This window comes from Rhizobium sp. RAF36 (assembly GCF_052114105.1).
Lineage (GTDB): Bacteria > Pseudomonadota > Alphaproteobacteria > Rhizobiales > Rhizobiaceae > Rhizobium.
This window is the reverse complement of record NZ_JBFREC010000006.1, coordinates 164,310-191,204: the sequence shown is the minus strand read 5'-3', so window position 1 is coordinate 191,204 and position 26,895 is coordinate 164,310. Positions and strand designations below refer to the sequence as shown.

At 60.4% G+C, this 26,895-nt stretch carries 25 protein-coding genes; 10 read left to right on the top strand and 15 right to left on the bottom strand.

Annotation, left to right across the window (positions count from 1 at the left end):
• Positions 1–110: 110 nt before the first annotated feature.
• Both AB4Z25_RS21120 and AB4Z25_RS21115 read right to left on the bottom strand, forming a co-directional pair.
• Complete coding sequence (locus AB4Z25_RS21120) at positions 111–515, bottom strand: RNA-binding S4 domain-containing protein (protein WP_112540431.1); 405 nt, start codon at positions 513–515, stop codon at positions 111–113.
• Between the two features lie 3 nt (positions 516–518).
• Positions 519–3,608: a helicase-related protein gene (locus tag AB4Z25_RS21115; RefSeq protein ID WP_112540430.1), complete on the bottom strand. Its 3,090-nt coding sequence runs from the start codon at positions 3,606–3,608 to the stop codon at positions 519–521.
• Between the two features lie 729 nt (positions 3,609–4,337).
• Here AB4Z25_RS21115 and AB4Z25_RS21110 point away from each other — a divergent pair.
• The gene (locus AB4Z25_RS21110; protein WP_112385898.1) at positions 4,338–4,493 is read left to right on the top strand and encodes a DUF3309 family protein; all 156 of its coding nucleotides are present in this window, start codon (positions 4,338–4,340) and stop codon (positions 4,491–4,493) included.
• Positions 4,494–4,521: 28 nt separating this feature from the next.
• Entirely contained in the window at positions 4,522–4,815 is a 294-nt protein-coding gene (locus AB4Z25_RS21105; RefSeq protein ID WP_112540429.1) for a YMGG-like glycine zipper-containing protein, read from the top strand.
• 101 nt (positions 4,816–4,916) lie between these two features.
• Here AB4Z25_RS21105 and AB4Z25_RS21100 read toward each other — a convergent pair whose 3' ends face one another.
• On the bottom strand, positions 4,917–5,642 hold the full coding sequence (locus tag AB4Z25_RS21100; RefSeq protein ID WP_442208921.1) for a beta-ketoacyl-ACP reductase: 726 nt from the start codon (positions 5,640–5,642) through the stop codon (positions 4,917–4,919).
• A 59-nt stretch (positions 5,643–5,701) separates the two neighbouring features.
• Complete coding sequence (locus AB4Z25_RS21095; RefSeq protein ID WP_112540427.1) at positions 5,702–6,883, bottom strand: acetyl-CoA C-acetyltransferase; 1,182 nt, start codon at positions 6,881–6,883, stop codon at positions 5,702–5,704.
• A gap of 239 nt (positions 6,884–7,122) precedes the next feature.
• Here AB4Z25_RS21095 and phaR point away from each other — a divergent pair, with 239 nt between their 5' ends.
• Positions 7,123–7,695, top strand: a complete 573-nt coding sequence (phaR, locus tag AB4Z25_RS21090; RefSeq protein WP_112385902.1) for a polyhydroxyalkanoate synthesis repressor PhaR — start codon at positions 7,123–7,125, stop codon at positions 7,693–7,695.
• Between the two features lie 25 nt (positions 7,696–7,720).
• On the opposite strand, the gene AB4Z25_RS21085 is transcribed toward phaR, so the two are convergent.
• From AB4Z25_RS21085 to mtgA, 4 genes are all read right to left on the bottom strand, one after another.
• Complete coding sequence (locus tag AB4Z25_RS21085) at positions 7,721–8,128, bottom strand: hypothetical protein (protein ID WP_112385903.1); 408 nt, start codon at positions 8,126–8,128, stop codon at positions 7,721–7,723.
• A 144-nt stretch (positions 8,129–8,272) separates the two neighbouring features.
• A complete protein-coding gene (gene rpmF / locus AB4Z25_RS21080; RefSeq protein ID WP_006724402.1) occupies positions 8,273–8,458 on the bottom strand; it encodes a 50S ribosomal protein L32 in 186 nt (61 codons plus the stop codon).
• Between the two features lie 153 nt (positions 8,459–8,611).
• Positions 8,612–9,259 carry a glutathione S-transferase family protein gene (locus AB4Z25_RS21075; RefSeq protein WP_112540503.1) on the bottom strand — a complete coding sequence of 216 codons (648 nt, stop codon included), beginning with the start codon at positions 9,257–9,259 and terminating at the stop codon, positions 8,612–8,614.
• A 72-nt stretch (positions 9,260–9,331) separates the two neighbouring features.
• Positions 9,332–10,078 carry a monofunctional biosynthetic peptidoglycan transglycosylase gene (gene mtgA / locus AB4Z25_RS21070; RefSeq protein ID WP_442208916.1) on the bottom strand — a complete coding sequence of 249 codons (747 nt, stop codon included), beginning with the start codon at positions 10,076–10,078 and terminating at the stop codon, positions 9,332–9,334.
• Positions 10,079–10,212: 134 nt separating this feature from the next.
• On the opposite strand from mtgA, the gene AB4Z25_RS21065 reads away from it, so the two are divergent.
• Positions 10,213–11,127, top strand: coding sequence for a polyprenyl synthetase family protein (locus AB4Z25_RS21065; protein WP_112540425.1), 915 nt, complete (start codon positions 10,213–10,215; stop codon positions 11,125–11,127).
• Positions 11,128–11,239: 112 nt separating this feature from the next.
• Positions 11,240–11,878, top strand: a complete 639-nt coding sequence (locus AB4Z25_RS21060) for a LysE family translocator (RefSeq protein WP_112540424.1) — start codon at positions 11,240–11,242, stop codon at positions 11,876–11,878.
• Positions 11,879–11,889: 11 nt separating this feature from the next.
• Here the strand turns inward: AB4Z25_RS21060 and ispG are convergent, their stop codons facing one another.
• The 3 genes from ispG to AB4Z25_RS21045 all read right to left on the bottom strand — a co-directional run bounded on the left by ispG (position 11,890) and on the right by AB4Z25_RS21045 (position 15,255).
• A complete protein-coding gene (gene ispG, locus AB4Z25_RS21055; RefSeq protein WP_112540423.1) occupies positions 11,890–13,140 on the bottom strand; it encodes a flavodoxin-dependent (E)-4-hydroxy-3-methylbut-2-enyl-diphosphate synthase in 1,251 nt (416 codons plus the stop codon).
• Between the two features lie 95 nt (positions 13,141–13,235).
• Positions 13,236–14,429, bottom strand: coding sequence for an MFS transporter (locus tag AB4Z25_RS21050; protein ID WP_112540422.1), 1,194 nt, complete (start codon positions 14,427–14,429; stop codon positions 13,236–13,238).
• 49 nt (positions 14,430–14,478) lie between these two features.
• Positions 14,479–15,255 (bottom strand): DeoR/GlpR family DNA-binding transcription regulator, encoded by a 777-nt coding sequence (locus AB4Z25_RS21045; RefSeq protein ID WP_112540502.1) that lies wholly within the window; start codon positions 15,253–15,255, stop codon positions 14,479–14,481.
• Positions 15,256–15,502: 247 nt separating this feature from the next.
• Here AB4Z25_RS21045 and AB4Z25_RS21040 point away from each other — a divergent pair, with 247 nt between their 5' ends.
• The 3 genes from AB4Z25_RS21040 (at position 15,503) to AB4Z25_RS21030 (ending at position 17,808) form a co-directional block, all read left to right on the top strand.
• Complete coding sequence (locus AB4Z25_RS21040) at positions 15,503–16,273, top strand: amino acid ABC transporter substrate-binding protein (protein WP_112385912.1); 771 nt, start codon at positions 15,503–15,505, stop codon at positions 16,271–16,273.
• Between the two features lie 96 nt (positions 16,274–16,369).
• On the top strand, positions 16,370–17,050 hold the full coding sequence (locus tag AB4Z25_RS21035; protein WP_112540421.1) for an amino acid ABC transporter permease: 681 nt from the start codon (positions 16,370–16,372) through the stop codon (positions 17,048–17,050).
• Positions 17,047–17,808, top strand: a complete 762-nt coding sequence (locus tag AB4Z25_RS21030) for an amino acid ABC transporter ATP-binding protein (protein WP_112385914.1) — start codon at positions 17,047–17,049, stop codon at positions 17,806–17,808. Before AB4Z25_RS21035 ends, AB4Z25_RS21030 begins: the two co-directional genes overlap by 4 nt.
• Before the next feature lie 24 nt (positions 17,809–17,832).
• Here the strand turns inward: AB4Z25_RS21030 and AB4Z25_RS21025 are convergent, their stop codons facing one another.
• From AB4Z25_RS21025 to AB4Z25_RS21015, 3 genes are all read right to left on the bottom strand, one after another.
• The gene (locus tag AB4Z25_RS21025; protein WP_112385915.1) at positions 17,833–18,393 is read right to left on the bottom strand and encodes an NAD(P)H-dependent oxidoreductase; all 561 of its coding nucleotides are present in this window, start codon (positions 18,391–18,393) and stop codon (positions 17,833–17,835) included.
• Between the two features lie 160 nt (positions 18,394–18,553).
• Entirely contained in the window at positions 18,554–22,018 is a 3,465-nt protein-coding gene (gene pyc, locus AB4Z25_RS21020) for a pyruvate carboxylase (RefSeq protein WP_112540420.1), read from the bottom strand.
• 119 nt (positions 22,019–22,137) lie between these two features.
• Positions 22,138–22,878, bottom strand: a complete 741-nt coding sequence (locus tag AB4Z25_RS21015; RefSeq protein ID WP_112385917.1) for a LuxR family transcriptional regulator — start codon at positions 22,876–22,878, stop codon at positions 22,138–22,140.
• A 315-nt stretch (positions 22,879–23,193) separates the two neighbouring features.
• Between AB4Z25_RS21015 and AB4Z25_RS21010 the strand changes: the two genes are divergently transcribed.
• Entirely contained in the window at positions 23,194–24,957 is a 1,764-nt protein-coding gene (locus AB4Z25_RS21010) for a glucan ABC transporter ATP-binding protein/ permease (protein WP_112385918.1), read from the top strand.
• Between the two features lie 286 nt (positions 24,958–25,243).
• On the top strand, positions 25,244–25,597 hold the full coding sequence (locus AB4Z25_RS21005; RefSeq protein WP_112540419.1) for a VOC family protein: 354 nt from the start codon (positions 25,244–25,246) through the stop codon (positions 25,595–25,597).
• A 53-nt stretch (positions 25,598–25,650) separates the two neighbouring features.
• Here AB4Z25_RS21005 and AB4Z25_RS21000 read toward each other — a convergent pair whose 3' ends face one another.
• Positions 25,651–26,859, bottom strand: coding sequence for an OpgC domain-containing protein (locus AB4Z25_RS21000; RefSeq protein WP_112540418.1), 1,209 nt, complete (start codon positions 26,857–26,859; stop codon positions 25,651–25,653).
• Positions 26,860–26,895 lie beyond the last annotated feature (36 nt).

The following is a 26,895-nucleotide window of genomic DNA, read 5'->3' as shown; positions in this document are numbered from 1 at the left end:
GGCTTGGGAGGCAAGAACGCAGTCCGGCGAGTTGATTGTGACGTATCGGCTTTACAGCCTGATTTCAAGGATTATCCATCTTCAAAAACCGGCGGCGCAGACAGAGTTTTCTAATCCTCGCCCGACTGGAGCCTGTCGATTGCCCGCCGCTCTTTCTTTGTCGGCCGTCCTGCCCCCGCGCCGCGGATCGCCTGCTCGTAGGCGGTGAGACGTTTCGTCTCATCTTCAGGCGGCGTGATGTTCTCGTAAAGGCGCTGCGCCTCTTCGAAAGGCCCCCGCCGCTCGCCCGGCAGTTTGACAAGGAGGACGACGTCCCGGCGATCGAGTTGCAGCTCGACGCGATCGCCCGCCTTGACTGTCTGGCTGGGCTGGATGGCACGTTCGCCATTGATGCGAACGTGCCCTGATTGCACATGGCTTTGCGCCAGGGAGCGGGATTTCACCATGCGCGTGAAGAACAGCCACTTGTCGATGCGCTGGCGCGAACCGCTTGCTGGCTGTGTCTCCCCGCCCATCGATTACTTCTTCATCTGCTCCTTCAAGGCAGCGAGCTTGGCGAAGGGCGAATCCGGATCGATCGGCTTTTCCTTGCGCGGCGGCTTTGCCTCGAAGCGCAGCGGCTGGGCGCCGCCACGGTTGTTGTTGCGATCCTTCCGGTCACCACGGTCCTGACGGTCGCCACGCTGTTCGTTGCGATCGCCACGGCCCTGATGCGGCTTGCCGCCGTCGCGGCCGCGCTGCTGGCGGTTCCCATCGCGGCTTTCGCGATTACCTTCGCCGCGGTTGTTGCCTTCAGCGCCTTCAGTCGCGCCGCCCTGACGGCGGTTGCCCTGCTGGCGCTCGCCGCCGCGGCGTTCGCCGTGGTTGCGCACCGGGCGCTGGTTGTCGTTGCGGCCGCCGAGGCGCCACAGCAGAACCGGCTTCGGCTCCTGCGGTTCGCCGCTTTCGGCCGTCACTTCGGCAGCTTCAGCAGGCGCTTCGGCAGCAACAGGTGCAGCCTCGGCAGCGGGTGCTTCTGCGGGCGCTTCTGCAGGTACTTCCTCAGCACCATCCGCATCGTCGTGATCGGCCTTGTCGGATGCTTCTTCGGCTGGTGCCTCGCTCGCGGCCGGTGCAGCCGACGCATCTTGCGTGGCAAGATGGGCGGCAGCCTCTTCGGCCTTCACGGCATCCGCACGGTAACCGAGACCCTTGAGGATCTCTTCCATGTCCTCAAGCGTCGCGCCGAGGATGGAGAGCATTGCGGTCGTCGTCGTAAAGCGGCGGCCGTCATAGGCACCCTCGGGACGGTTTGCCTGACCCGGCTTCCACTGCAGCAGCGGACGGATGATATCGGCAAGCCGCTCGAGAATATCGATACGAACAGCCCGCTTTCCGAGGAACCGGAAACCGGCGAGCTTGTAGAAGGTGCGCTCGAAGCTCGGATCAGTGACGACAGACGTACGGCCAGCGGCCAGAACCGGAATGAGGTCGCCGTAACCTGGCTTGTCGAGGCCGTCGTTCTTCAGCGCCCAGAGGAGCGTGATCAATTCGGCAGGCGCCGGCTTCAGAAGTGCCGGAACGAAGATGTGGTAAGCGCCAAACCGCACGCCGTAGCGGCGCATTGAGGCACGGCCATCCTGATCCAGCGACTTGACGTCGTCGGCGACGTCGCGGCGGAACAGTACGCCGAGATTCTCGACGAGCTGGAACGCCAGACCCTTTGCCAGGCCCTGCAGGTCTTCAGCGCGCGACAGATCGTCGAGCGGCTTCAGCACCGTGCTGATGTGATGATTGACGAAGCGCTCGACGCGGGCTGCGACATGATCGCGCGCATTTCCGGTCAACTGCTCGTCGGCAAGCAGGATCACCCGCGGCCGCATGATGTGGTCGCTGCCCGAAAGCCGCGCCACGGGATCGCCGAGCCAGCGCACTAGGCCATCGGCGCTGATCGCCAGATCGCCATTGCCGGCAGCATGCATGCGCGCAGCGCGCGCTTCGAATTCCAGAGCAAGCGCCTTTTGTGAAGCAGCCTGTACGGCCTTGGCGTCCGGTCCATCCGTTCCACCGATGGGCGTGAAGCGGAAACCGCTCAACTGACCCACATGATGTCCCTCCACGAAGACATCACCATTCACACTGATTTCAGCTTCCAGCATCGCATTCTCTCTCAGGCGCTTCATGAGCACAGATGTCCTGCGATCAACAAAGCGTTTCGTCAACCTTTCATGTAACGCATCGGACAATCGATCTTCGATTTCCCGCGTCTTTTCCTGCCAGTGTGTCGGATCGGCAAGCCAACCGGGCCGGTTCGACACATAGGTCCAGGTTCTTATCTGCGCGATTCGCGCCGAAAGCGTGTCGATTTCACCGTCCGTCCGGTCCGCACGATGCACCTGCTCCGCGAGGAAATCTTCGTTCACCGTGCCACGGCGGACGAGATCAGAAAAGAGGGTCGAGATCAGATCGGCATGCTGGGCCGGTGCAATACGCCGGTAGTCGGGCAGTGCACAAGCTTCCCAGAGCTTTTCAACCCTTTCCGGCTTGGTCGCAAGATCAATAATTTCCGGATATCGTGAAAGATGTTCCAGCGCCTGCTGATCGACCGAAGGCAGGGATCGCGTCAGCCCCTGGACGCTCGGCGGCTTTTCCAGGCTTGCGCGCAGCGATTGTATCGAGGCGAAGTCGAATTCCTTGGTCCGCCACTGCAGAACCTTGACGTTGTCGAACTCGTGCGCCTCGATCCGCTGCACCAGTTCATCATCAAAAGGTGCGACCTGCCCGGTGACGCCGAAGGTGCCATCGCGAACATGGCGGCCGGCACGCCCGGCGATCTGGCCAAGTTCTGCGGGATTGAGATTGCGGAACTGGTAGCCGTCGAATTTCCGATCTTGCGCGAAGGCGACATGATCGACGTCGAGATTGAGCCCCATGCCGATCGCATCGGTGGCGACCAGATATTCGACATCGCCCGCCTGATAGAGCGCCACTTGCGCATTGCGCGTCCGCGGGCTGAGCGCGCCAAGAACGACGGCCGCGCCGCCGCGTTGGCGCCGGATCAGCTCGGCGATGGCGTAAACTTCGTCAGCCGAGAAGGCGACGATCGCCGAGCGCTGCGGCAGCCGGGTAATCTTCTTCTGCCCGGCATAGAGCAGCTGCGACAGTCTCGGCCTCTCGATGACGGTAATACCAGGCAGCAGCTGCTGGAGAATGGGGCGCATCGTGCCGGCGCCGAGCAGTAGCGTCTCGTCGCGGCCACGCAGATGCAGGATGCGATCGGTGAAGATGTGCCCGCGCTCAAGATCTCCAGCGAGCTGCACTTCGTCGATCGCGACGAAGGCCGCCTTGGTTTCGCGCGGCATCGCCTCGACAGTGCAGACCGAGAAGCGCGCATTGGGCGGAGAAATCTTTTCCTCGCCCGTGACCAGCGCGACATTGTGCACACCGACCTTCTCGACGACCCGGCTATAGACCTCGCGCGCCAGAAGGCGCAGCGGCAGCCCGATCACGCCGGTGCCATGCGCGACCATGCGCTCGATGGCATAATGCGTCTTGCCGGTATTGGTCGGCCCGAGCACCGCGGTCACACCGCGCCCACTCAGTATCATCGGCTGCGAATTCAGTGTCATGGTCCATGCAAGTGAGGCGGGGAGCCCCGGGGTCAATTCAGCAGACAACACATGGACAGGGCAACCGGCAAACGCAAGAGCCGGATGATGCGAATGCGCTGCTAATTTGATTCAACAAGCGGCGCTAAGCCTCTGTTTTGAGATTCGGAACAGCTTGAGAACGAATCAGCGACGAATCGCAGACTCGCGGTGATTCAGCTTTTGTTCACGGCTAAGTATTGGTTTTGAATCAGCTTTTCCCACTAGATGCTGAATCACCGGAATCCGGCAATTTGCAGCAGGCGGCCTTGGACGGCCTCTTTTCATCCAGCGTCAACCGCAAAGACGGAAAACCCCGAAAACCACAGAATTAACCTTCGGGTCAAAGCCGGAACGAATCACAGACGAATCGCCGACAGCCGCAAATTCCGCTTTTGTTCGCCACTGCATATTGATGAACTGCGCGAACGGGCGCTATATGCAGCCTCCTCGATTGCAGGATCAGCATTGAAAATCGGGCGCCATTAACACTTTCCGCCCTGAGTTTGATGTTTCGTTAAAATTTTCTGCGGAACAGCGGAACCTTTTTGAGCCTGACGCGTTTATACCGTCCCGTAGAATATAAGTTCCGGCACCATCAAGAAAACTCCATCCTGAAATTGCACGCACATAAGTTTAGCCGGGAACAAAAACCCGGCTACCGTGTTTATTGTCCATTCGTAACTCGCGGTGAGTTGAAGGACAGAAAACATGCTCAGTACGATACTTCTTATTATCCTTATTCTGCTTTTGATCGGCGCTCTGCCGAATTGGGGTTACAGCCGCGCTTGGGGCTATGGACCTTCTGGCGGTTTGGGGCTAGTTCTCGTCATTATCATTATCCTTGTCCTGATGGGCCGCATCTAAAGGCCATGTAACTGGGGAGTTGTAAGTCATGATGAAGAAGATTGTTCTCGTTGCAGCACTCGTGGGTGCGCTTGCATCGTGCACGGCAACTGAGCAGGGCACCGCAATCGGCGCTGGCTCTGGCGCCCTTATTGGCGGTGCGGTTTCCAACAGCTGGGGCGGCGCAGCCGTCGGCGCCGTTGCAGGCGGCCTGGTTGGCGCTGCAGTCGGTAACTCGGTCGATCAGCGCAATGGCCGCTATTCGGGCCAGCGCGTCTATCGTGACCGCTACGGTTGCTACGTAGCCTACTCGAACGGCTCAACGCGCCGCGTTCGCTGCTAACAATAGACTGATCTTTTGAAAACGGGCGCCTTGGCGCCCGTTTTTGTTTCAACCGTTTGCGCTGGATCTCTGTGAGTAAACTCCCGGGACCTCAGGCCGTATCAGACGAAAAACTGACCGCCATTCGCCGTGAGCGTCGAGCCGGTGATGAACCCAGCGTCATCCGAGGCCAGGAACACCACACAGCGCGCGATCTCTTCAGGTTCGCCAAGACGGCCAACCGGGATCTGCGGGATGATCCGCTCGTTCAGCACCTTTTCCGGAACCGCAAGAACCATCTCCGTGCCGATATAACCGGGGCAGACGGCGTTGACCGTGATGTTCTTCGCCGCACCCTCTTGCGCCAGCGCCTTGGTGAAGCCGAGATCGCCGGCCTTGGCAGCTGAATAGTTGACCTGTCCCATCTGGCCTTTCTGGCCATTGATCGACGAGATATTGACGATACGGCCGAAGCTGCGGTCACGCATGCCGCCCCAGATCTGATGGGTCATGTTAAAGAGGCCGGTGAGGTTGGTGTTGACGACCTCATGCCACTGCTGCGGGGTCATCTTGTGAAACATCGCGTCGCGGGTGATACCGGCGTTGTTGATCAGAACGTCGATGGGGCCGAGCTCGGCCTCCACCTTGGCGATGCCCTCGCCGCAAGCGGCATAGTCGGAAACGTCCCACTTGAAGACCGGGACGCCGGTTAGGTCATGAAAGGCCTTGGCCTTCTCTTCGTTGCCAGCGTAGTTCGCCGCCACCTTGTAACCGGCGTTCTTGAGCGCCACCGAAATTGCTGCACCGATGCCACGTGTGCCACCGGTGACCAAAGCCACTCTGCTCATGTTTCGCTCCCCTTGTTATCGCCTTCGATCCCGCCATTAAGGCATGGATCGCATGCTATTTAAAGTGCTTCGAGGCACATCGCGACGCCCATGCCGCCGCCGATGCAGAGTGTTGCCAATCCCTTCTTCGCGCCGCGGCGCTTCATTTCGAAAACCAGCGTATTCAGAACGCGGGCACCTGAAGCACCGATCGGATGGCCGATGGCGATCGCGCCGCCGTTGACGTTGACGATCGCCGGATCCCAGCCGAGATCGCGGTTGACAGCACAGGCCTGCGCCGCGAAGGCCTCGTTGGCCTCCACCAGATCGAGATCGCCGACCGACCAGCCTGCTTTCTCAAGCGCCTTGCGCGATGCCGGGATAGGGCCTGTGCCCATGACCTGCGGGTCGACACCCGCGGTTGCCCAGGAAACGATGCGCACGAGCGGCTGGATACCGCGGCGCGCAGCCTCCGCTTCGGTCATCAGAACAGTTGCGGCAGCACCATCGTTGAGACCGGACGCATTGGCGGCAGTCACCGTACCGTCCTTGTCGAAAGCCGGGCGAAGCTTGGTCATCGCCTCGATCGTCGCACCGTGGCGGATATACTCGTCGGCATCGACGGTCACGTCACCCTTACGGCCCTGGATGACGAAAGGAACAATCTCATCCTTGAAGCGGCCGGCCTTCTGCGCGGCCTCCGCCTTGTTCTGCGAGGAAACCGCGAACTGGTCCTGCTCGTCGCGCGAAAGCTGCCACTGGCGGGCGATGTTTTCCGCCGTGATCCCCATGTGATAGCCGTAGAAGGCGTCGGTGAGGCCGTCCTTGATCATCGTATCGATCATCTTCATGTCGCCCATCTTGGTGCCGCCGCGAAGATGCGCAGCATGCGGCGCCATCGACATCGATTCCTGGCCGCCGGCGACAATGATCTTTGCATCTCCGGTTGCGATCTGCTGCATGCCGAGCGCAACAGCGCGCAATCCGGAACCGCACAGCTGATTGACACTCCAGGCCGTCGCTTCCTTGGGAACACCCGCCTTCATCGCTGCCTGACGCGCCGGGTTCTGACCCTCACCAGCCTGCAGGACCTGGCCGAGAATGACCTCGTCCACCTCTGCGGCATCGACGCCGGCGCGCTCGAGCGCACCCTTGATGGCCGTTGCTCCGAGTTCGTGTGCAGGGACTGTGGCAAAGGCGCCGTTGAAAGAGCCGACCGCTGTGCGGGCTGCGCTGGCGATGACGATGGACGTGTTGCTCATGGAAAGCCTCCTCGCGTTTCAGCACTTTATATAGGTCGAAACTGGCAAAGCTTTTAGCCCGAGTCAAACGCCAAGACCGTCATATGGCAATTTTAGCCCGCACTTACGAAGACGCGAAATATGACGGGAATAAAAGGGGTTGCCGCATCGCACAAAGAGATTGTCACCGGCGTTCTTTTGCGTCTACATTCGATATTGGAGGAATTTCCACATCATCAGACGGGGTTCAGGAGACTGATATGGCGAAGAATGAGGGTCAGATAGTCATCAAGAAATACGCCAATCGCCGACTCTATAATACAGGCACCAGCACCTATGTGACGCTGGAAGACCTGGCGGAGATGGTGAAGAAGGGCGAGGACTTCACGGTCCAGGATGCCAAGTCTGGCGATGACATCACCCACTCGGTATTGACCCAGATTATTTTCGAGCAGGAATCGAAGACCGGCAACACGCTGCTGCCGATTTCCTTCCTTCGACAGCTGATCACCTATTATGGTGATCAGATGCAGATGGTCGTTCCGAGCTTTCTCGAACACTCCATGAAGGCCTTCACCGAGCAGCAATCGCAGATGCGCGAGCAGGTGACCCGCGCCTTCGGCGAAACGCCGATCGGCAAGAACCTGCAACTTCCGATGCAGATGGTCGAGGAGCAGGTGCGCCGCAACACCGAGATGTTCCAGCAGGCGATGCAGATGTTTTCGCCCTTCATGACCCCTCCTGCCAAGGAGACCAAGAAGGCTGAAGCCAAGGACATCGACGAGCTGAAGGAACAGCTGAGGGCGCTTCAGAACAAGCTGGACAATCTCTGATCTCCGGGCGTTTCGAGGAAACGCTCTAAAGCCCGATCGAGACGTCTCGCCCCGCGGTGCGGATCGAGACGGCAAAGCCGCCGATCACATCGATCAGCGCAATCGTCATCAAGATGAAGAACACCTGGGTCGCCGCATCCTGGACGAGCAGAAACTCGACCAGGAAGGCGATGAAGACAAGCATCGACAGCATGTGATTGATCAGGCTGCCGGAGCCGTTGCGCGTCGCCTTCAATATCTCGAAGAATAGCACCACGAGCGCGATGACGATGAAGAGATCGCCGAGAGACATGCTCCAGATCGCGCCTGAGATCATCGACAAAACGATGATGTCGTGCTGAAGCGCGGGAATACCGCCGCTTCCCATCAGGCCGAGCATTGCCATGTTGTAAAGAATAAATGGAATGATCATCAGCGGCATTGCACCAAGCATCTCGGTCTGTTCTCCCTCTATTCAGGGAATACTGCCGTAGATCGCCGTCTCACTTCAAGACAATTGCGAATATCGTGGTGCGCAAACGCAAAAAGACCGGCTGAAAGCCGGTCTTTCAATCTGGAAAACCAGAAACAGGAAAGCTTACGCGCTTTCCTTCGGCGTCAGAACCTGACGGCCGCGATACATACCGGTCTTCAGATCGATATGGTGCGGACGGCGCAGCTCGCCGGAGTTCTTGTCTTCAACGTAGGTCGAAGCCTTCAGTGCGTCTGCAGAACGGCGCATACCGCGCTTGGACGGGCTCGTTTTTCTCTTCGGTACAGCCATTTCTCGTACTCCACTTCACGGGCAACACATTTCCGGCCAGACTGGCGGCCGAAACGACATGTCGCGATTTCGGAAATTTTGCGCGCTTATACATGCGATAAACGGCCTTGACCAGTCCCTAAACAGATTTTTTGAGAATCCTTTGATTCCCGTTCAAACCTCATCGTGCGGCACGATCCACGGTTCGGCGCGCGCAGCCGCTTCCCACTTCCGCCAGGCGGGATGCGCCTTGACGGCCGCCATATAGCTCAGCGTATCGCCGGATGTCACGAGGTCATAGACATCGAAGCGATTGACGACAGGCGCAAACATTGCATCGGCAGCCGAAAAACTCCCAAACAGGAACGGTCCACCGGATTGCTCCCGCAACTCCCGAAAGATCGTCTCGATACGCAGGACGTCGGCCATCACGCCATCGGCAAGCGCAATCTTGCCTTTCGGACGGCGAATGTTCATCGGGCAGGCATTCCGAATGGCCCGGAACCCGGAGAGCATCTCCATCGAAACGGAGCGGGCGGCGGCCCGCTTCGCACGATCCTTCGGCCATAGCCCGGCTTCGGGATAGAGTTCGGCAACATACTCGATGATCGAAAGCGATTCCCAGACGCGGACGTCACCATGATGCAGCGCCGGAACACGACCAGTTGGCGAAAATTCCTTGAAGCGCGGGTTGCCTGCCTCGAAGTCGAAGGGAGTGAGAACTTCCTCGAAGGGAATGCCCGCTGCCTCCATGGCGATCCACGGCCGGAAGGACCAGGAGGAATAGTTCTTGTTGCCGATATAGAGCGTGAGCTTGTCCATGAGCCGATCCATGCGCCGTTTCAGCTCTATCTACCGGCCGCCGCCCCTGCTCACCAATGAATTATTCGCAGCTCAATCATAAATGCATCTGATGTAATCGCCGGCACCCTGGGCGCGGCGCTCGATCACCGCCGCAAGCCGCCTCAGGCCGCGGCCGGGCTTGCCGGCATTGCGGTCGATCGGGTTGGGCAGCGAGACGGCGAGCAGCGCCGCCTGGCGCCGAGACAGCTTGGACGCCGGAACCTTGAAATGGTAACGCGCCGCCGCCTCGATACCGTAGATACCCGGCCCCCATTCAGCGATGTTCAGATAGATTTCCATCAGCCGCCGCTTGGTCCAGACAAAATCGGAGGCGACCGCCAGAGGCAGCTCAAGACCTTTGCGCACAAAGGAGCGGCTGTTCCAGAGAAACAGGTTCTTTGCCGTCTGCATCGGGATCGTGCTGCCGCCGCGCGTCGAGGCGCCATCCAGCGTATCCTCGATCAGCATCCGCATCTCGCCCCAATCGACACCACCGTGGAAGCAATACTGGCCGTCTTCGGACATCATCACCGACTGCACCAGCGCCGGCGAGATATCATCCAGTGACACCCATTGACGATCGTAGCCGCGCAAAAGCACGAGATCGCGCAGCATCAGCGTCGAGACCGGATGAATAAAGGGAATGAGATAGAGGATGATCAGCGCATAAGGCAGGATGCATAGAGCCAGGATACCAAGCACAATGCGGGCAGGCAGCGAGCGGCCGCGCAGCCATGCATACATCCGCCGATGAGCCGGCATGGCGATGCTTTCCTCTCTCTGCGGCGTTATATCCAACGTCTAGCCCAGACCTGTTCCCTGCGTCCTCCATACCGTCTGAGAAAGGCCAAGGCCAGAGCACAACGGAAATCTTGATCTCTCCATCTACAATTCCGTTGCGCCGCGGCCTTTGCTCATGCCAAACAGCGGCCATGAACGCCAGTCCAGACCCATTTTCCGAACGGTTGAAAAGCAACGCCAGAGAGATCGAAGCGCTGCTGGAAGCGCTGCTTTCGAAAGACGTTCTGTCCGACGAGATCGCCCGGCCGGAAAGCCTGCGCGCTGCCATGCATTACGCCGTGCTGAACGGCGGCAAGCGGCTGCGTCCGTTCCTGATTATCGAAAGCGCTCTGCTGCTCGGTGGCGACAGAGAGACTGCGCTGCGCGTCGGCGCAGCACTTGAATGCGTTCATTGCTATTCGCTTGTTCACGACGATCTCCCGGCCATGGACGACGACGATCTGCGCCGCGGCAAGCCGACGGTGCACATCGCCTTCGACGAAGCGACCGCCATTCTGGCCGGCGACAGCCTGCTGACCTACGCTTTCGACATCATCGCAGCGCCTGAGACCGCGCTTTCCGACGCCCGCAAGACCGCACTGATCCTGGCGCTCGCCCGCGGCTCTGGCCTCGGCGGCATGGCCGGCGGCCAAGCACTTGATCTAGCGGCGGAAAGGCAGGCGCCCTCCGCCGATGGCATTATTACATTGCAGGCTATGAAAACCGGTGCCCTGATCCGTTTCGCCTGCGAGGCCGGCGCGATCGTTGCTGGCGCCGCAGACGACGAGCGCAAGCGCCTCCGGGCTTTTGGCGAGAAGATCGGCCTTGCCTTCCAACTTGCCGACGATCTGCTGGACATCACCTCGGACGCCGAGACCATGGGCAAGGCAACTGGCAAGGATGCCGGACGCGGCAAGGGAACACTGGTCGCGCTCAATGGCATCGCCTGGGCCGAAGCTGAACTCCGTCGCCATGTAAATGACGCTGTGGAGCTTCTGGCCCCTTACGGCGAGAAGGCAGGCACGCTGATCGCCACCGCCCATTTCATCGCCGAGCGCAAGAGCTGAAAAGGAGCGGGGGACCGCAGACCGGCAAAATGCAGGCAGCCGAAGACGTGCGGGTGACGGCGCGTGCGTTTTATGACAGTGTCCGCGCGTCAAATCTTACGAGCGCCCCATCATGCACGAGACCATTTCCTACCTGCCGCAGATCCTTCCGGCCTATATCGCCTATGTGATCGCCGTCATCAGCCCCGGCCCGGCAATCATGGCGATCGTCGCCACCTCAATGACACAGGGGCGCAAGGCGGGGATGACGATCGGCGTTGGCATTTTTGGCGGCTCGTTCACTTGGGCCTGCGCGGCAGCCCTCGGGCTGGCAACGCTGCTTCATAGCTATGCGATCGCGCTAGAGATTTTGAAGGTCTTCGGCGGGCTTTATCTGCTCTACCTCGCCTACAAAGCCTTCAAGGCGATGCGTGCTGGAAATGGCCTTCAGCAAGCGCAGGAAGTGAAGCCGCTATCGGCGCGGGCGCTTCTGCTCAAGGGTTACGGAATCCACGTCACCAATCCGAAGGCGATCTTTGCCTGGCTCGCCATCATCGCGCTCGGCATGCCGCAGGGCGCACCGGGTTCGGTGGCCGTGCTGATCGTCGCCATCTGCCTGACGACAGGCTTTGCAATCTTCATGGGATATGCGGTGCTGTTCTCGACCCCGCATGCACTGAAGGTCTACCAGAGCCTGCGCCGCTGGATCGAAGGTGCGATGTCCGCCTTCTATTGCTTCGCAGGGCTGAAGCTCCTCACCAGCCGCATCTAGCGGCTGGCTTCTTATTCGGCAGCGGTCTTCTGGCCGAAACGCTTCTCGATATAGTCGGCAACCAGCGCCTCGAAATCGGCCGCGATATTCGGGCCGCGCAACGTCAGCGCCTTCTCACCGTCAATGAAGACGGGCGCGGCCGGCGTCTCGCCGGTGCCTGGCAGCGAGATGCCGATATCGGCATGCTTGCTCTCGCCCGGGCCGTTGACGATGCAGCCCATGACAGCAACGTTCAGCGCCTCGACGCCCGGATATTTCTCGCGCCAGACCGGCATGTTCTTGCGGATGTCGTTCTGAATGTTCTGCGCCAGCTCCTGGAAGACCGTCGACGTCGTGCGGCCACAGCCGGGGCAGGCGGCAACGACAGGAATGAACTGCCGGAAGCCCATGACCTGCAAGAGCTCCTGTGCCACCTGCACTTCGCGCGTCCGGTCGCCATTCGGCTCCGGCGTCAGCGACACGCGGATCGTATCGCCGATACCGTGCTGCAGCACATAGCCCATGGCCGCCGATGAGGCGACGATGCCCTTCGAGCCCATGCCGGCTTCGGTGAGGCCGAGATGCAGGGCATGGTCGGAGCGCTCCGACAGCATCGAATAAACGGCAATCAGATCCTGCACCTGGCTGACCTTGGCAGACAGGATGATGCGGTTGCGCGGCAGGCCGATCTCTTCGGCGAGATTGGCCGAGATCAGCGCCGACTGGACGATGGCCTCGCGGGTCACCTGGCGTGCTGAAAGCGGTGAGCCCGCCTCGGCATTCTGGTCCATCAGCGCCGTCAGCAGATCCTGATCGAGCGAACCCCAGTTGACGCCGATGCGGACCGGCTTGTCGTAGCGGATCGCCATCTCGATGATCTCGGCGAACTGCTTGTCCTTCTTGTCCTTGAAGCCGACATTGCCGGGGTTGATGCGGTATTTCGCGAGAGCCTCGGCACAGGCGGGATGATCGGCAAGCAGCTTGTGGCCGATATAATGAAAGTCGCCGATCAGCGGCACGTCCATGCCAAGACGCAGCAGGCGCTCGCGGATCTTCGGCACGGCAGCGGCACTTTCGTCGCGGTCGACGGTGATGCGGACCATCTCCGAGCCGGCCTTGAACAGCGCCGCGACCTGCGCCACCGTCGCGTCGATATCGGCGGTATCGGTATTGGTCATCGACTGTACGACAACAGGCGCGCCGCCTCCGACAATCACTCCGCCGACATCGACGGCAACGGAAGAACGGCGCGGTTTCGGATCAAAATCCGTGGCTGAAGACATGAAGAGAGCTCTTGGACCCTTTGAAAATCGTGCCTTTCAGGTGGATCATGCCTGCCTGCTTGTCAACCGCCCCGCGCTTCACTTTTGTTGGCGGCCTAGTGGCCGCCACCCGAGGCGCCGTCGGCATAGCGCGCCAATCTCGAGAAGATCAGAACGACGACCAGAAGGGCCGGCAGCGCCATGAACACCGTCGAGAAGCCGATATGCTCGGCAACAAAACCGATTGCCGAAGGCGCAACCAGCATTCCGGAATAGCCCATGGTCGTCACCACCGAGATGCCGATCCCCGGCCTCAGGCCTGGCACGTTGCCGGCCGCTGAAAAGGCGATCGGCACCATGTTGGAAATGCCGATGCCGCAGAAGGCGAAGCCGACGATCGCAAGCTCCGCAGTCGGGGCAAGGGCTGCAATCAGCATGCCGACGATCGCAAACAGCGTGCAGACACGCAGCGTCTTCACGCCGCCGAACCTGTCGCGCACCATATCGCCGGCAAAGCGCATGATCGCCATCGTCAGCGAGAAGGCAGCGAAACCGAAGCCCGACAGAGCGACGGATGCGCCCATTTCCTGGCGCAGATACAGTGCGCCCCAATCCAGCACCGCGCCTTCCGGAACCATGGAGAACAGCGCCATCAGGCCGAGCAGCCATGGCAGCGGCACCATCGGCAGGCGGGTCTTTTCCTTCTTCTCATCCGGATGCGGCGGGTCCGAAAGCATCATCGGCCACGCGACGGCAAGAAAGGCAGCGGCAAGCACCGTCGCAAGTCCGGCGTGACCGAGCACGCCGATCTTGGAAATCAGCAACCCGCCGAGCCCGGAACCGATCAACCCGCCAAGGCTCCAGAAAGCGTGGCAGGACGACATGATCGCCCGGCGCATCGACTTCTCGACGGCCACCGCATTGGCATTCATGGCAACGTCCATGGCGCCGACGAAGCCGCCGAACAGGAAAAGCGCAATGCTGCCGGTGATGACATTGGGCGCAACGGTCAGCGCCAGAAGGATCGGCAGCAGGCAGACGGCCGTCGCCAGCGAGACGACGCGCGAGCCGTGCTTTGCGATCTTCGCGCCGGCAATCGGCATCATCGTCAGGGAGCCAACGCCGAAGACCAGGATCATCAGGCCAAGCTCGAATTTGCTGATGCCGAGCCGTTCGGCGAATTCCGGAATTTTCGGTGCCCAGCAGCCGACCAGGAAGCCGTTCATCAGAAACAGCAGTGAAACCGCGACCCGGCTCTTCGGCATGAATCCGCGCTGCACGCCCGGCATCGCATGTAGTTGATTATCCATTGTCCCGTCTCATTCACTATCGCCTGCCTCTTTGGCAGGTCACTTCAATTCAATTCGCCGCCACGGCCTGCACCGTGCGGCACCCGCGCTCGCGATAAGCCGCGAGCAATGTTTCATCGGCGTCATGCTCAACCACGAGGCATTCGCAATGCGCCACCGGCAGCACGCTATGGGGTGCTGCCGTGCCGAATTTCTCCGATGTCGCAGCAACCAGAACCTGGCGGCTCTTGGAGGCTGCGAACCGCTTGAACTCGGCATCCTCGAAGCCGAAGGTCGTGACCCCCGCTTCCAGATCGACGCCGCAGGCACCGAGCACGCAGAGATCCGGAGACAATTGCTCCATGTCGCGCAGCGCCTTGGCACCGAGCGCGCCGCCGACCTGCCGGTCGATCAGCCCGCCGATAAGGATGACGTTGATACCCGTCTTGTCGAGCAGCGCTGCGGCAATGGCCGGCGCATTGGTGGCCGCTGTCAGCAGCATCTCCTGGGGAAGGGCGTTGGCGATCGCGAGATTGGTGCTGCCCGCATCGAAGAAAACCGTCGATCCCGCCTTGATCTGCGAGACGGCGGCCTGTGCCAGCGACTGCTTGCGCTCGAAAGCGACGCTCATTCGCTGCTTCAGACTGCCGCCTGCCGGCGAAATCGGCAAAGCGCCGCCATAGACGCGCTCGCAAAGTCCGGCCGCCGCCATCTCGCGAAGATCACGGCGAACAGTATCCTCGGATACGCCAAATTCGGCGGCAAGCTCCGCTGCCAGCACGCGGCCATGCGTCTGCAGCTTCAGCGAGATGATGCCTTGCCGCTCGCGCAGCAACATTTCGTTCATATTCATCCTTGATCCCGACACGAACAGGCACAAACAAACACAAACGTGCATAAACAGATAATCGTATGCATGCAATGGGGTCATCGGCACACGTTTATTGACGCCCTGAAACAAGCCGCGCTAAAAGTGCGGCAAATGAGAAAAATATTCGCAGTTGCCAATTTTCTTTGCAGTTTTCTACGCTTCGCACCGCCTTGTTTTCTGCGATCAATGCGGCATTGAATTTCCTCCTTTACGGAACAGAAAAATGAAAATCCTGAAGACCATCGCCACCGCAGCCCTGATCTCCGCCGCAGCCTTTGCTGCCCATGCTGGCGAAAACCTCGCCGCCATCAAGTCCGCTGGCGTTCTCAAGATCGGCACGGAAGGCACCTACGCGCCCTTCACCTATCACGATGACAGCAACAAGCTCGTTGGCTTCGACGTCGAGATCGGCGAAGCCGTCGCCGCCAAGCTCGGCGTCAAGGCCGAGTTCGTCGAAGGCAAGTGGGACGGCCTGATCGCCGGTATCGACGCGAAGCGTTACGACACCGTCATCAACCAGGTCGGCATCACCGATGCGCGCAAGCAGAAGTACGACTTCTCCGAGCCCTACATTGCCTCCAAGGCCGTGCTGATCGCCCGCACCGACGACGACAGCATCAAGTCCTTCGCCGATCTGAAGGGCAAGAAGGCCGCTCAGTCCCTGACCAGCAACTTCGGCAAGCTTGCCGAGCAGTCGGGCGCCGAGCTCGTCGGCACCGATGGTTTCGACCAGTCGATCCAGCTCGTGCTGACGAAGCGTGCAGACGCAACCGTCAACGACAGCCTCTCCTTCCTCGACTTCAAGAAGCACAAGCCTGATGCGCCAGTGAAGATCGTCGCCCAGCAGGAGAATGCCGATTATTCCGGTATCATCATCCGCAAGGGCGAGCCGGAACTGCTTGAAGCGATCAACAAGGCTCTCGTCGACATCAAGGCCGACGGCACCTACAAGAAGATCGCCGACAAGTATTTCGGTCAGGACGTTTCCAAGTAACTCCGTTGCGCCGGTTTTCCCGCGCATCGACTTGATCTATAGAGTGTAGAGCGTCCGGCGATTTCGCCGGACGTATCTTTTTCAGAGGGTCGTCCCGTGCCTCATTGGCTTCAACTGATGGTGGAATCGCTGCCTACCCTTTTGTGGGGCGGCATCAAGTTCACCATCCCGCTTACGCTGCTCTCATTCTCCTTCGGACTGATCCTCGGACTGGCAACGGCCGTCGCCCGGCTGTTCGGCCCGGCACCCTTTGCGGCAATTTCCCGCTTCTATGTCTGGATCATCAGAGGCACGCCGCTGCTCGTCCAGCTTTTCGTCATCTTCTACGGCCTGCCCAGCATCGGCATCCTGCTCGACGCCTTCCCGGCTGCCCTGATCGGCTTCACGCTCAATATCGGCGCCTACAGCTCCGAGATCATTCGCGCCGTCATCTCATCGGTGCCAAAGGGTCAGTGGGAAGCCGCATATTCCATCGGCATGAACTGGCGTCAGGCGATGACCCGCACTGTCCTCCCACAGGCAGCCCGTGTCGCGGTGCCGCCGCTCTCGAATACGTTCATTTCGCTGGTCAAGGACACCTCGCTTGCCGCCGCCATCACCGTGCCGGAACTCTTCCAGGCCGCGCAGCGCATCGTGGCGACGACCTATGAGCCGCTGATCCTCTATATCGAAGCCGCTCTCATCTACCTCGTCCTCAGCTCCGTCCTTTCGACGCTGCAGGTGCGGCTGGAGCGCCGTTTTGCCCGCTATGGCGGCATGCTGGAGGCAAACGCATGATCGAGCTCTCCAATATCGAAAAACGCTTCGGCGACGCCGTCATCCTGAAGGATATCAGCATCCGCATTCCCGAAGGCAGCGTCACCGCGCTCGTCGGCCCCTCGGGTGGTGGCAAGAGCACGCTGCTGCGCTGCATCAACCTGCTGGAAATTCCAACGGCCGGTTCCGTCCGCATCGGCGAGGAGACGCTGGATTTCGCGCCCGGCAAGCGCACCGGCTGGCAATCGATCCAGAAGATCCGCCGCCAGACCGGTATGGTTTTCCAGAATTTCCAGCTTTTCCCGCATCAGACCGCGATCGAAAACGTCATGGAAGGACTGGTCACCGTTCTCAGATGGCCGAAAGAAAAGGCCCGCGAGCGTGCCATGGAGCTGATGACCAAGGTCGGCATGGCCCACAAGGCGGATGCCTGGCCCTCGACGCTGTCAGGCGGCCAGCAGCAGCGCGTGGCAATTGCCCGCGCTCTCGCCCCGTCGCCACGCGTGCTGCTCTGCGACGAGCCGACCTCGGCACTCGACCCGGAACTCTCGGCCGAGGTGGTCGATGTTCTCGGTAAGCTTGCAAACGAGGGAACCACGATGGTGATGGCGACGCATGACCTGCGTCTCGCCTCGAAGATCGCCAACAATGTCGTCTTCCTGGAGGCGGGTAGCGTCGTCGAAACCGGCAGCGCCAAGGCAATCTTCACCGCACCCGAGCGCGAGCGCACCAAGCGCTTCATCTCGACAATCAACGCCGCCCATACCTACGATATCTAGGCACGGGCGGCGCAAGGTCCGGTCTTAGCCAGCGCGCGCAGCCTTCAGCGCCTTGCCCCACCAGATCAGCTGCTCGAGCTGGTTCTTGGCGGCCTCGGCAAGATGCGGATAGTCGTTCAGGCTCTTCCCATCCTTGGCGACGGAAAGATATTCCGGGAAGCTGATGTGGACGCCGGTCCTGACCGACGCGGCGCTCATTTCGACGAAGACCAGCCGCAGATGCTCGACCGCACGGGCACCGCCGACGCCGCCATAGCCGACGAAGGCAACCGGTTTCTGGATGAAATCGCCAAGATCGATGGCGTTTTTCAGCACTGCCGTGGGGGCGTGATTATACTCGGCGACCGTGAAGATGTAGCCGTCGAATTCACGCAGCTTCTTTTTCCAGCGCTCGGCCGTCTCGCTTTCGGCCTCGCTGGCCGATGCTTCACCAAAGAAGGCCATCGGATAATCGAGAAGATCGAGCACCTCGACATCCAGTTCCGGACGCTCGGCGGCGATCGCGGAGATCCACTTCGCAGGATGATCGGCAAAACGCCCGATACGCGTGCTTCCAACGATAACGGCGATTTTGAGCTTGCTCATTGTGACCCTTTCCTGATCCGCAAATGATTGGAAAGGTCTGGATACTAGGCCAAGGTTGAAACCCGGCAAGCCCAAAGGCGCCAAAGACGGCGTGGCCACGATAGTTTATTGCAGCAAGACGGGATCGGGAGGCGGGCAACAGGCCCGCCTCCCGTAAGACTTAGGCAGAGTAGGATACCAGCAGGTCCTTGGCATCGATCTGGTCGCCGGCCTTGACGAGAACTTCGGCGATCGTGCCGTCCTTCTCGGCGTGGATCGCCGTTTCCATCTTCATCGCTTCGATCGACACCAGCACATCGCCGGCATTGATCGCTTGTCCGGGGGAGACGAAGACGCGCGAGATGACACCCGGCATCGGCGCGCCGACATGGGCGGCATTGCCCGGCTCCGCCTTGCGGCGGGCAGCAGCACCCGATGCGCCATGGGCGCGATCCGGAACCTTGATGCGGCGCGGCTGGCCGTTGAGTTCGAAGAACACGGTGACCATGCCCTGGCTGTCGGTGCCGCTCATCGCCTGATTGACGACGACGAGCGTCTTGCCCTTCTCGATATCGGCAAACAGCTCCTCGCCATCGCCAAGACCGTAGAAATAGGCAGGCGTTGGTAGTACCGAAACCGGGCCGTAAGTGTCCGACGCCAGCGCAAAGTCGGTGAAGACCTTCGGATACATCAGATAGGAGGCAAACTCGAAGTCGGTGACCTCGCGCTCCAGCTTGGTCTCGATCGTCTTGCGCTCGGCATCGAGATCGGCCTCTGCAAGCAGCGAGCCCGGGCGGACCGTATACGGCTTGTCGCCCTTCAGCGCCTTCTTCTGCAACGCCTCCGGCCAACCGGAGGGCGGCTGGCCGAGATCGCCCTTCAGCATCGAAACGACAGATTCCGGGAAGGAGACTTCCTTGTCCGGGCTGACGACATCGGCAACCGTCAGATCCTGCGAGACCATCATCAGCGCCATGTCGCCGACGACCTTGGAGGACGGCGTCACCTTGACGATATCGCCGAACATCTGGTTGGCGTCCGCATAGGCCTGCGCCACGCGATGCCAGCGGGTCTCAAGGCCGAGCGAGCGGGCCTGTTCCTTGAGATTGGTGAACTGGCCGCCGGGCATCTCGTGGAGATAGACTTCCGATGCCGGTCCCTTGAGATCGCTCTCGAAGGCCGCGTACTGGTGGCGCACCGCTTCCCAGTAGAAGGAGATACGGCGGATCCATTCGGGATCGAGCCCCGGATCGCGCTCGGAACCACGCAGCGCTTCGACGATCGAACCGAGGCAGGGCTGCGAGGTATTGCCCGACAGCGCGTCCATCGCCGCATCAACAGCATCGACACCAGCATCGACGGCCGCAAGAACCGTCGCAGCAGCGATGCCCGACGTATCATGCGTGTGGAAATGGATCGGCAGGCTGGTCGCCTCGCGCAGCGCCTTGAACAGCACCTTGGCAGCAGCAGGCTTCAAGAGGCCCGCCATGTCCTTCAGCGCGATGATATGCGCGCCGGCCTTTTCGAGCTCGACGGCCAGATCGGTGTAGTACTTCAAATCATACTTTGGGCGCGCCGAATTGAGGATGTCGCCCGTATAGCAGATCGCCGCTTCGCAGAGCTTGTTCTCTTCGGCAATGGCATCCATGGAGACACGCATGTTCTCGACCCAGTTCAGGCAGTCGAAGACGCGGAACAGATCGATGCCGCCCTTTGCTGCCTGACGGACGAAGTATTTGACGACATTGTCAGGGTAGTTGGTGTAGCCGACGCCGTTGGCACCGCGCAGCAACATCTGCAACAGCAGGTTCGGCGCCGCTTCGCGGACCTGCGACAGCCGCTCCCAGGGATCTTCGGTCAGGAAGCGCATGGAAACGTCGAAGGTCGCGCCGCCCCAGCATTCCAGCGAGAGCAGATTCGGCAGCGCGTGTGCGTAGGTCCCGGCAATGCGGGCTATGTCGTAGGTGCGCATACGGGTCGCCAGCAGCGACTGATGGCCGTCGCGCATCGTCGTATCGGTCATCAGCACGCGCTTTTCGTTGCGCATCCATTCACCGAATTTCTTCGGCCCGAGCTTGTCGAGCAGCTGCTTGGTGCCGTCAGGGATAGCGCCGCCGTTGGTGTAGGGCACCACGGGCTCGGCAATGTCTGCGGATGGCTTCGGCCGGTCCTTGGCTTCCGGATGGCCGTTGACGGTGACATCGGCCAGGTAGGTGAGCAACTTGGTGGCGCGGTCCTGACGCTTGACCTGCTGGAACAGCTCCGGCGTCGAGTCGATGAAGCGCGTCGTGTAGCTATTATCCTTGAAGCTCGGATGCGTGATGATCGCTTCGAGGAAGGTCAGGTTGGTGGCAACGCCGCGGATACGGAATTCGCGCAGCGCCCGGTCCATGCGGGAAATCGCTTCCGAAGGGTTCGGCGCCCAGGCCGTGACCTTCACCAGCAGCGGATCGTAGTAGCGGGTGATGATGGCGCCCGAATAGGACGTGCCGCCATCGAGACGGATACCGAAGCCCGATGCCGAGCGGTAGGCAGTGATGCGGCCGTAATCCGGGATGAAGTTATGCTCCGGATCCTCGGTGGTGATGCGGCACTGCAGCGCGTGGCCGTTGAGCTTAATGTCTTCCTGCTTCGGAACGCCAGACTCCGGCGTGCCGATCGCGAAGCCGTCGAGGATATGGATCTGCGCCTTGACGATATCGATGCCGGTGACGACTTCGGTGACCGTGTGCTCGACCTGGATACGCGGATTGACTTCGATGAAGTAGAATTTGCCGGTATCTGCATCCATCAGATATTCGACGGTGCCGGCACCGATATAGTTGGTGGCCTTGGCGATCTTCAGCGAATAGGCAGCCAGTTCCTGGCGCTGCGCTTCTGAGAGATAAGGGGCCGGCGCGCGCTCGACGACCTTCTGGTTGCGGCGCTGGATGGAGCAGTCGCGCTCGAAGAGATGCACGACATTGCCATGGGTATCGCCGAGAATCTGGCTTTCGACATGGCGCGCGCGCTCGACGAGCTTCTCGAGATAGACCTCGTCTTTGCCGAAGGCGGCCATTGCCTCGCGCTTGGCTTCCGTCACTTCGCGGGCAAGATCCTTCGGATCGCGAATGGCGCGCATGCCGCGCCCGCCACCGCCCCAGGAGGCCTTGAGCATCACGGGGTAGCCGATCTCTTCGGCCATCTTGGCGACGATTTTCATGTCATCAGGCAGCGGCTCGGTTGCCGGAACGACGGGAACACCGACGGAGATCGCGAGATTGCGGGCCGCGACCTTGTTGCCGAGCTGGCGCATCGTATCCGGCTTCGGACCGATGAAGATGATGCCGGCGGCGTTACAGGCATCGACGAATTCGGGGCTCTCGGACAGCAGGCCGTAACCTGGATGGATCGCATCGGCGCCGGACAGCTTGGCAACACGGATCACCTCGTCGATCGACAGATAGCTCTCGATCGGCCCGAGATCACGGGCAAGATGCGGGCCGCGGCCGACCTGATAGCTTTCATCGGCCTTGAAACGGTGCAGCGCGAGTTTGTCTTCCTCTGCCCATATCGCGACCGTTTTTATCCCGAGCTCATTGGCCGCGCGGAACACGCGAATGGCGATTTCGGAACGGTTGGCGACAAGAATCTTGGAAATGGGCAATGCACTCTCCTCAAAGCACGGATCACGCGGGCAATGCTGCACCCGCGAAGAGAATTCTTAACGTGCTGTTACAGAAAGTTCAATTTCCCTTGCCGCCACGAAATAGAATTTCTCCGTCATTAGGTAATTAAGCCGTACCTAAAGGCCAGAGCGACCGCCTGTTGACGGTTTTTGGCCTTCAGCTTGTCCTGAATACCGTTCATGTACCAGTCGACTGTGTGGTTGGAGATGCTGAGCAGCTTGCTGATTTCGATCGAGGTCATGCCGTCGGCGAGATAATGCAGGATCTCCAGCTCGCGCCGCGTCAGCGGTGTCTCCATCAGAGTCGGGCTATCGAGTGCATCGGCGTCGCCACGCAATTCGAGCAGCCGCCAGAACGCCTTGTGGGTCACGCCACAGAACAGCGACATCTCCACCGGCGACAGATCGACCGGGACGCCGCCGATGCTGAGGCTCCCCAGCAGACCACTACGGCCGTGAACCGGGAAGACGTAGCCGTCGCCCAGGCCATGCTGTGCAGCGTCGGCCATCATCTGCTCCATGCGACGCTGGTGCGGATCGCGCCGGTAGGCAGCAAGTCCTTCTCGCCAGCGGAAAGGCCGGTGCGTCTGGCCGAGATAACGCATGGTCGGGTCGATGAGGAAATATTTCTTGGTTGCATAGACCTGTGTCCAGGTCTCCGGCCAATCGCCGGCCAGCACTGTGCCCCAGGGATCGACGCTGCGTTTCGGATGGCGCAGAAGCACATAATATTGGAAGCCGTAGGAATGCAGGACATTCTCCAGCTCCTCGACGACACGCTCGACCTTCTTGCATTCCTCTAGAACGACAAGCAATTGAATCAACGAATGAATATTCACAAATGCCCCCTGCCCGAAAAGGGCGTGCGGTTGAGGGCCGTCGACCGGCACTAACGCAGCCGGCATCCCAACGGTCTTCGGTTCAATGATTTAACCCGTATGAGTTTAAGGTGCGACGTACCGCCTTCCAAATGCAAGCGAAAATTGTCACAACCGTTCTTGGGTGAACAACTTTCGGCCCATGTCATCTCGTCGCACCCTGCTTTTAACGCCTCCTGAAAAGTCCCGGGTGAACACGGTGTTAATCGCCGGTTCAGGTAGATTTTAGTAGCGTCGCAACATCCCGTTTTGCAGATGCACAAAAGAGGTACTGCCGTGTCGCTATTCAAGGTCTATGCAAGAGCCTTGCGCTACCTTGGCGCATACAAGCTCCGCGTATCCCTGGTGGTCGTTGCCAATATTGTTCTGGCTGCCATCACCATCGCGGAACCGATCCTCTTCGGCCGTATCATCGATGCCATCTCCGGCAAGGGTGACGTGAAGCCGATCCTCTTCATGTGGGCAGGCTTTGCCGTCTTCAACACCATCGCCTTTGTGCTTGTCGCCCGCGAGGCCGACAGGCTGGCGCATGGCCGCCGCGCCACGCTTCTGACCGAAGCCTTCGGCCGCATCATCTCCATGCCGCTCTCCTGGCACCACCAGCGTGGCACGTCGAATGCGCTGCATACGCTGCTGCGCGCCTGTGAAACGCTGTTCGGCCTCTGGCTCGAATTCATGCGCAATCACCTGGCAACTGCCGTCGCCATCATGCTCTTGGTTCCGACCGCCATGATGATGGACCTGCGCCTGTCTGCGGTGCTCGTCGTGCTCGGCGTTGCCTACTGGCTGATCGGCCGCCTCGTCATGAGCCGCACCAAGGATGGTCAGGCTTCTGTCGAAAACCACTACCACACCGTTTTTTCGCATGTCAGCGACTCGATCAGCAACGTCTCGGTCCTGCATAGCTATAACCGTATCGACGCCGAAACCCGCGCCCTGAAGGGCTTCACCGACCGCCTGCTGCAGGCGCAGTATCCGGTTCTCGACTGGTGGGCGATCGCCGGTGCGCTGAACCGCATGGCTTCCACCATCGCAATGATGATCATTCTGGTCATCGGCACGCTGCTGGTACAGGCCGGCGAACTGAAGATCGGTGACGTCATTGCCTTTATCGGCTTTGCCAACCTGCTGATCTCGCGCCTCGACCAGATGCGCCAGTTCGCAACGCAGATCTTTGAGGCCCGCTCGAAGCTCGAAGACTTCTATGTCCTCGAAGACTCCGTCCGTGACCGCGAAGAGCCTGCCGGCAATGTGGATATCAAGGACGTCAAGGGCGAAGTCGAATTCCGCGACGTCTCTTTCGGCTTCGGCAATTCCTCGCAGGGCTTGCACAGCGTCAACTTCAAGGCCAAGGCCGGCCAGACGATCGCTATCGTCGGCCCGACCGGCGCCGGCAAGACAACGCTCGTCAACCTGCTGCAGCGCGTCTACGACCCTGACAGCGGCGAGATCCTGGTCGACGGCCAGGACATCACCAAGGTCACCCGCAAGTCGCTGCGCCGCTATATCGCAACCGTCTTCCAGGATGCTGGCCTGCTGAACCGTTCGATCAGCGACAACATCCGCCTTGGCCGCGAGGGCGCCAGCGAAGAAGAAATGCGTCAGGCAGCAGAAGCCGCCGCCGCAGCCGACTTCATCGAGACCCGCGAAGACCAGTATGACACCCATGTCGGCGAGCGCGGCAACCGCCTCTCCGGCGGTGAGCGTCAACGCATCGCGATCGCGCGCGCCATCCTGAAGGATGCGCCGATCCTGGTGCTCGACGAAGCGACCAGCGCGCTTGACGTCGAAACGGAAAACCGCGTGAAGGCTGCTATCGACAACCTGCGCCAGAACCGCACCACCTTCATCATCGCCCACCGTCTGTCGACGGTCCGCGAGGCCGACAAGGTGCTGTTCCTCGACAACGGCCGGATCGTCGAACAGGGCAGCTTCGACGAACTGAGCCAGAGCAATGGCCGCTTCGCCGCCCTTCTCCGCGCCAGCGGCATACTCACGGACGAAGAAGTCCGCAAGGCACACGCGACCGAAGCCGCATAAACTAGCGGCCGCACAGAACTTGGATATCAGGCCGGAGGGTTCGCCCCTCCGGCCTTTTCTTATGTGGCAGCGGATCAGCGGATGGAAATGCTCGAGCGGCGACCACTGAAGTCCGGCGCCACCTGCTCAAGAGAAGCTTGCAGTCCCCGCTTGCCACCAGATTGATGGCGTGGGGCAAACCGAGATGGCAGAAGCGATCGCGGCTCATCACCAACACCGGATGAGAGCTTCAATCTCCCAATAGAAGGCTCTAGCATCGCCCCTTCACAACCAGGGAGGATCCATCATGGCCGTACGCCGCATCATTGCCAATCTGCCGGCAGCCGATCAGGCACGGACGCAGCGCTTCTATGGTGAAGTGCTTGGGTTGGATATTCTGATGGACCATGGCTGGATCATTACCTATGGCAATGCCACCGCGATGCAGGTTCAGCTCAGCATTGCCAGCGAGGGCGGCTCAGGCACGCCTGTTCCGGATATCTCCATGGAAGTCGATGATGTCGATGCCGTTCTCTCGGCGATGCGGCAGGCAAAATTCGAGATCGTCTACGGCCCCGCCGACGAGCCGTGGGGCGTCCGGCGCTTCTTTGTCCGCGATCCCGCGGGCAAACTCGTCAACATACTGCAGCATATAAAATAAGCCGGCGGGCTGTTGCGCCGCCGGCTTGATATCTTGGAATCTTTGGCACGCCGTTACTTCCGCCCGTCGTTGATCCGCACCGGAACCGGCATGGCGCCGCGTCCGATCGCTGGCTTGGCCTTCTCATCCAGACGCTTGCGCTCCAGATGGTAGGCATAGGCGAACTGCGCGGCGATACCGGCAACCACGAACATCGGTCCGATGAACTGATCGCGGTTGGTGACATAGAGCAGGACCTGACCCGCCATCGCCAGGATCGTACCGGCAACGAAGATGTTCAGCGAATGCCGGCCAAGGATCGTCAACGGATGATCCGCCGGGCGGCGCAGCATGCGCGACAGCGCCGGGATGTTGATGACGAGATAGGTCAGGGCCAGCACATGCAACAGACGCGGCAGCGACAGGAAGGTCTTGTCGAACCCGGTCAGAACGCTTGGGAGACCCAGTGCCGCCAACGCGTTGCCGAGATCCCAGAGGTGACCGACAACCCAGGCGAAGGACAGGGCCACATAGCCGGATGCCAGCACGAACAGGATCGGGTGCTGCGGCAGCGAGCCGCCGCGCTTGACGTGCATCATCCCAACGATGCCGATGGTGAAGATGAACTGCCAGGACAGCGGGTTCAGGAACCAGTAGTCGGCAATGATCATGTTATGCGGGGCGATCTGATAGATACCGGCCATCAGCCACACAGCGCCCGACACGCTGAGTGCCAGCAACGGATGCCAAGAGTTCAGCAGCAGGATGATCGGCACCATCAGCATGAGGGCGCCATACATCGGCAGGATATTGTTATAGCCGATCTGGTGGCCGAGCAGCAGCAGCGCCGGAATGCCCTCTTTCAGATTTGTCAGCACGGCAAGAATATTGATTTCCACCAGCAATCCGGGCCGGTGGAAGAGCCAGGCGCCGCAAATGAACAGCGCCAAGGTCATGAAGGTGGTGATCATGTGGGCAAGGTAGAGCGTGAAGGCGCGCTTCACCGCTTTCTTCGTCATCTCGAGCCTGCGGCCGAACTTGAAGCCCGATCCATAGGCCAGACCGACAGCGATACCCGAGATCAGGACGAAAGCCTCGGCAGCATCGGAGAAGCCGAAATTCTTCGTCGTTACATATTCGAAAATCTGCCCGGGGACGTGGTTGATGAAGATCGTGATCAGGGCCAGCCCGCGCAACACGTCTAGTCTTGTGTCACGCTGCGGCCGGGCCGCGGATCGGGAAACGCGCTCAGCGCCGATGGCTTTTTCCGGCGTAGTCGCCATTATTCTCTCCTGGTTCCGATTTGCAAACGCGGTTGC

Excerpts from the sequence above, each read along its gene's own strand:
- AB4Z25_RS21065 (WP_112540425.1), top strand. The coding sequence starts at position 10,213 with ATGAACGCCAGTCCAGACCCATTTTCCGAACGGTTGAAAAGCAACGCC.
- AB4Z25_RS21105 (WP_112540429.1), top strand. The coding sequence starts at position 4,522 with ATGATGAAGAAGATTGTTCTCGTTGCAGCACTCGTGGGTGCGCTTGCA.
- AB4Z25_RS21085 (WP_112385903.1), bottom strand. The coding sequence starts at position 8,128 with ATGCTTGGTGCAATGCCGCTGATGATCATTCCATTTATTCTTTACAAC.
- AB4Z25_RS21040 (WP_112385912.1), top strand. The coding sequence starts at position 15,503 with ATGAAAATCCTGAAGACCATCGCCACCGCAGCCCTGATCTCCGCCGCA.
- AB4Z25_RS21110 (WP_112385898.1), top strand. The coding sequence starts at position 4,338 with ATGCTCAGTACGATACTTCTTATTATCCTTATTCTGCTTTTGATCGGC.
- AB4Z25_RS21115 (WP_112540430.1), bottom strand. The coding sequence starts at position 3,608 with ATGACACTGAATTCGCAGCCGATGATACTGAGTGGGCGCGGTGTGACC.
- rpmF (WP_006724402.1), bottom strand. The coding sequence starts at position 8,458 with ATGGCTGTACCGAAGAGAAAAACGAGCCCGTCCAAGCGCGGTATGCGC.
- AB4Z25_RS21120 (WP_112540431.1), bottom strand. The coding sequence starts at position 515 with ATGGGCGGGGAGACACAGCCAGCAAGCGGTTCGCGCCAGCGCATCGAC.
- AB4Z25_RS21100 (WP_442208921.1), bottom strand. The coding sequence starts at position 5,642 with ATGAGCAGAGTGGCTTTGGTCACCGGTGGCACACGTGGCATCGGTGCA.
- ispG (WP_112540423.1), bottom strand. The coding sequence starts at position 13,140 with ATGTCTTCAGCCACGGATTTTGATCCGAAACCGCGCCGTTCTTCCGTT.
- AB4Z25_RS21025 (WP_112385915.1), bottom strand. The coding sequence starts at position 18,393 with ATGAGCAAGCTCAAAATCGCCGTTATCGTTGGAAGCACGCGTATCGGG.
- AB4Z25_RS21045 (WP_112540502.1), bottom strand. The coding sequence starts at position 15,255 with ATGAACGAAATGTTGCTGCGCGAGCGGCAAGGCATCATCTCGCTGAAG.
- AB4Z25_RS21050 (WP_112540422.1), bottom strand. The coding sequence starts at position 14,429 with ATGGATAATCAACTACATGCGATGCCGGGCGTGCAGCGCGGATTCATG.
- AB4Z25_RS21030 (WP_112385914.1), top strand. The coding sequence starts at position 17,047 with ATGATCGAGCTCTCCAATATCGAAAAACGCTTCGGCGACGCCGTCATC.
- AB4Z25_RS21000 (WP_112540418.1), bottom strand. The coding sequence starts at position 26,859 with ATGGCGACTACGCCGGAAAAAGCCATCGGCGCTGAGCGCGTTTCCCGA.
- AB4Z25_RS21095 (WP_112540427.1), bottom strand. The coding sequence starts at position 6,883 with ATGAGCAACACGTCCATCGTCATCGCCAGCGCAGCCCGCACAGCGGTC.
- AB4Z25_RS21060 (WP_112540424.1), top strand. The coding sequence starts at position 11,240 with ATGCACGAGACCATTTCCTACCTGCCGCAGATCCTTCCGGCCTATATC.
- AB4Z25_RS21005 (WP_112540419.1), top strand. The coding sequence starts at position 25,244 with ATGGCCGTACGCCGCATCATTGCCAATCTGCCGGCAGCCGATCAGGCA.
- phaR (WP_112385902.1), top strand. The coding sequence starts at position 7,123 with ATGGCGAAGAATGAGGGTCAGATAGTCATCAAGAAATACGCCAATCGC.
- AB4Z25_RS21075 (WP_112540503.1), bottom strand. The coding sequence starts at position 9,259 with ATGGACAAGCTCACGCTCTATATCGGCAACAAGAACTATTCCTCCTGG.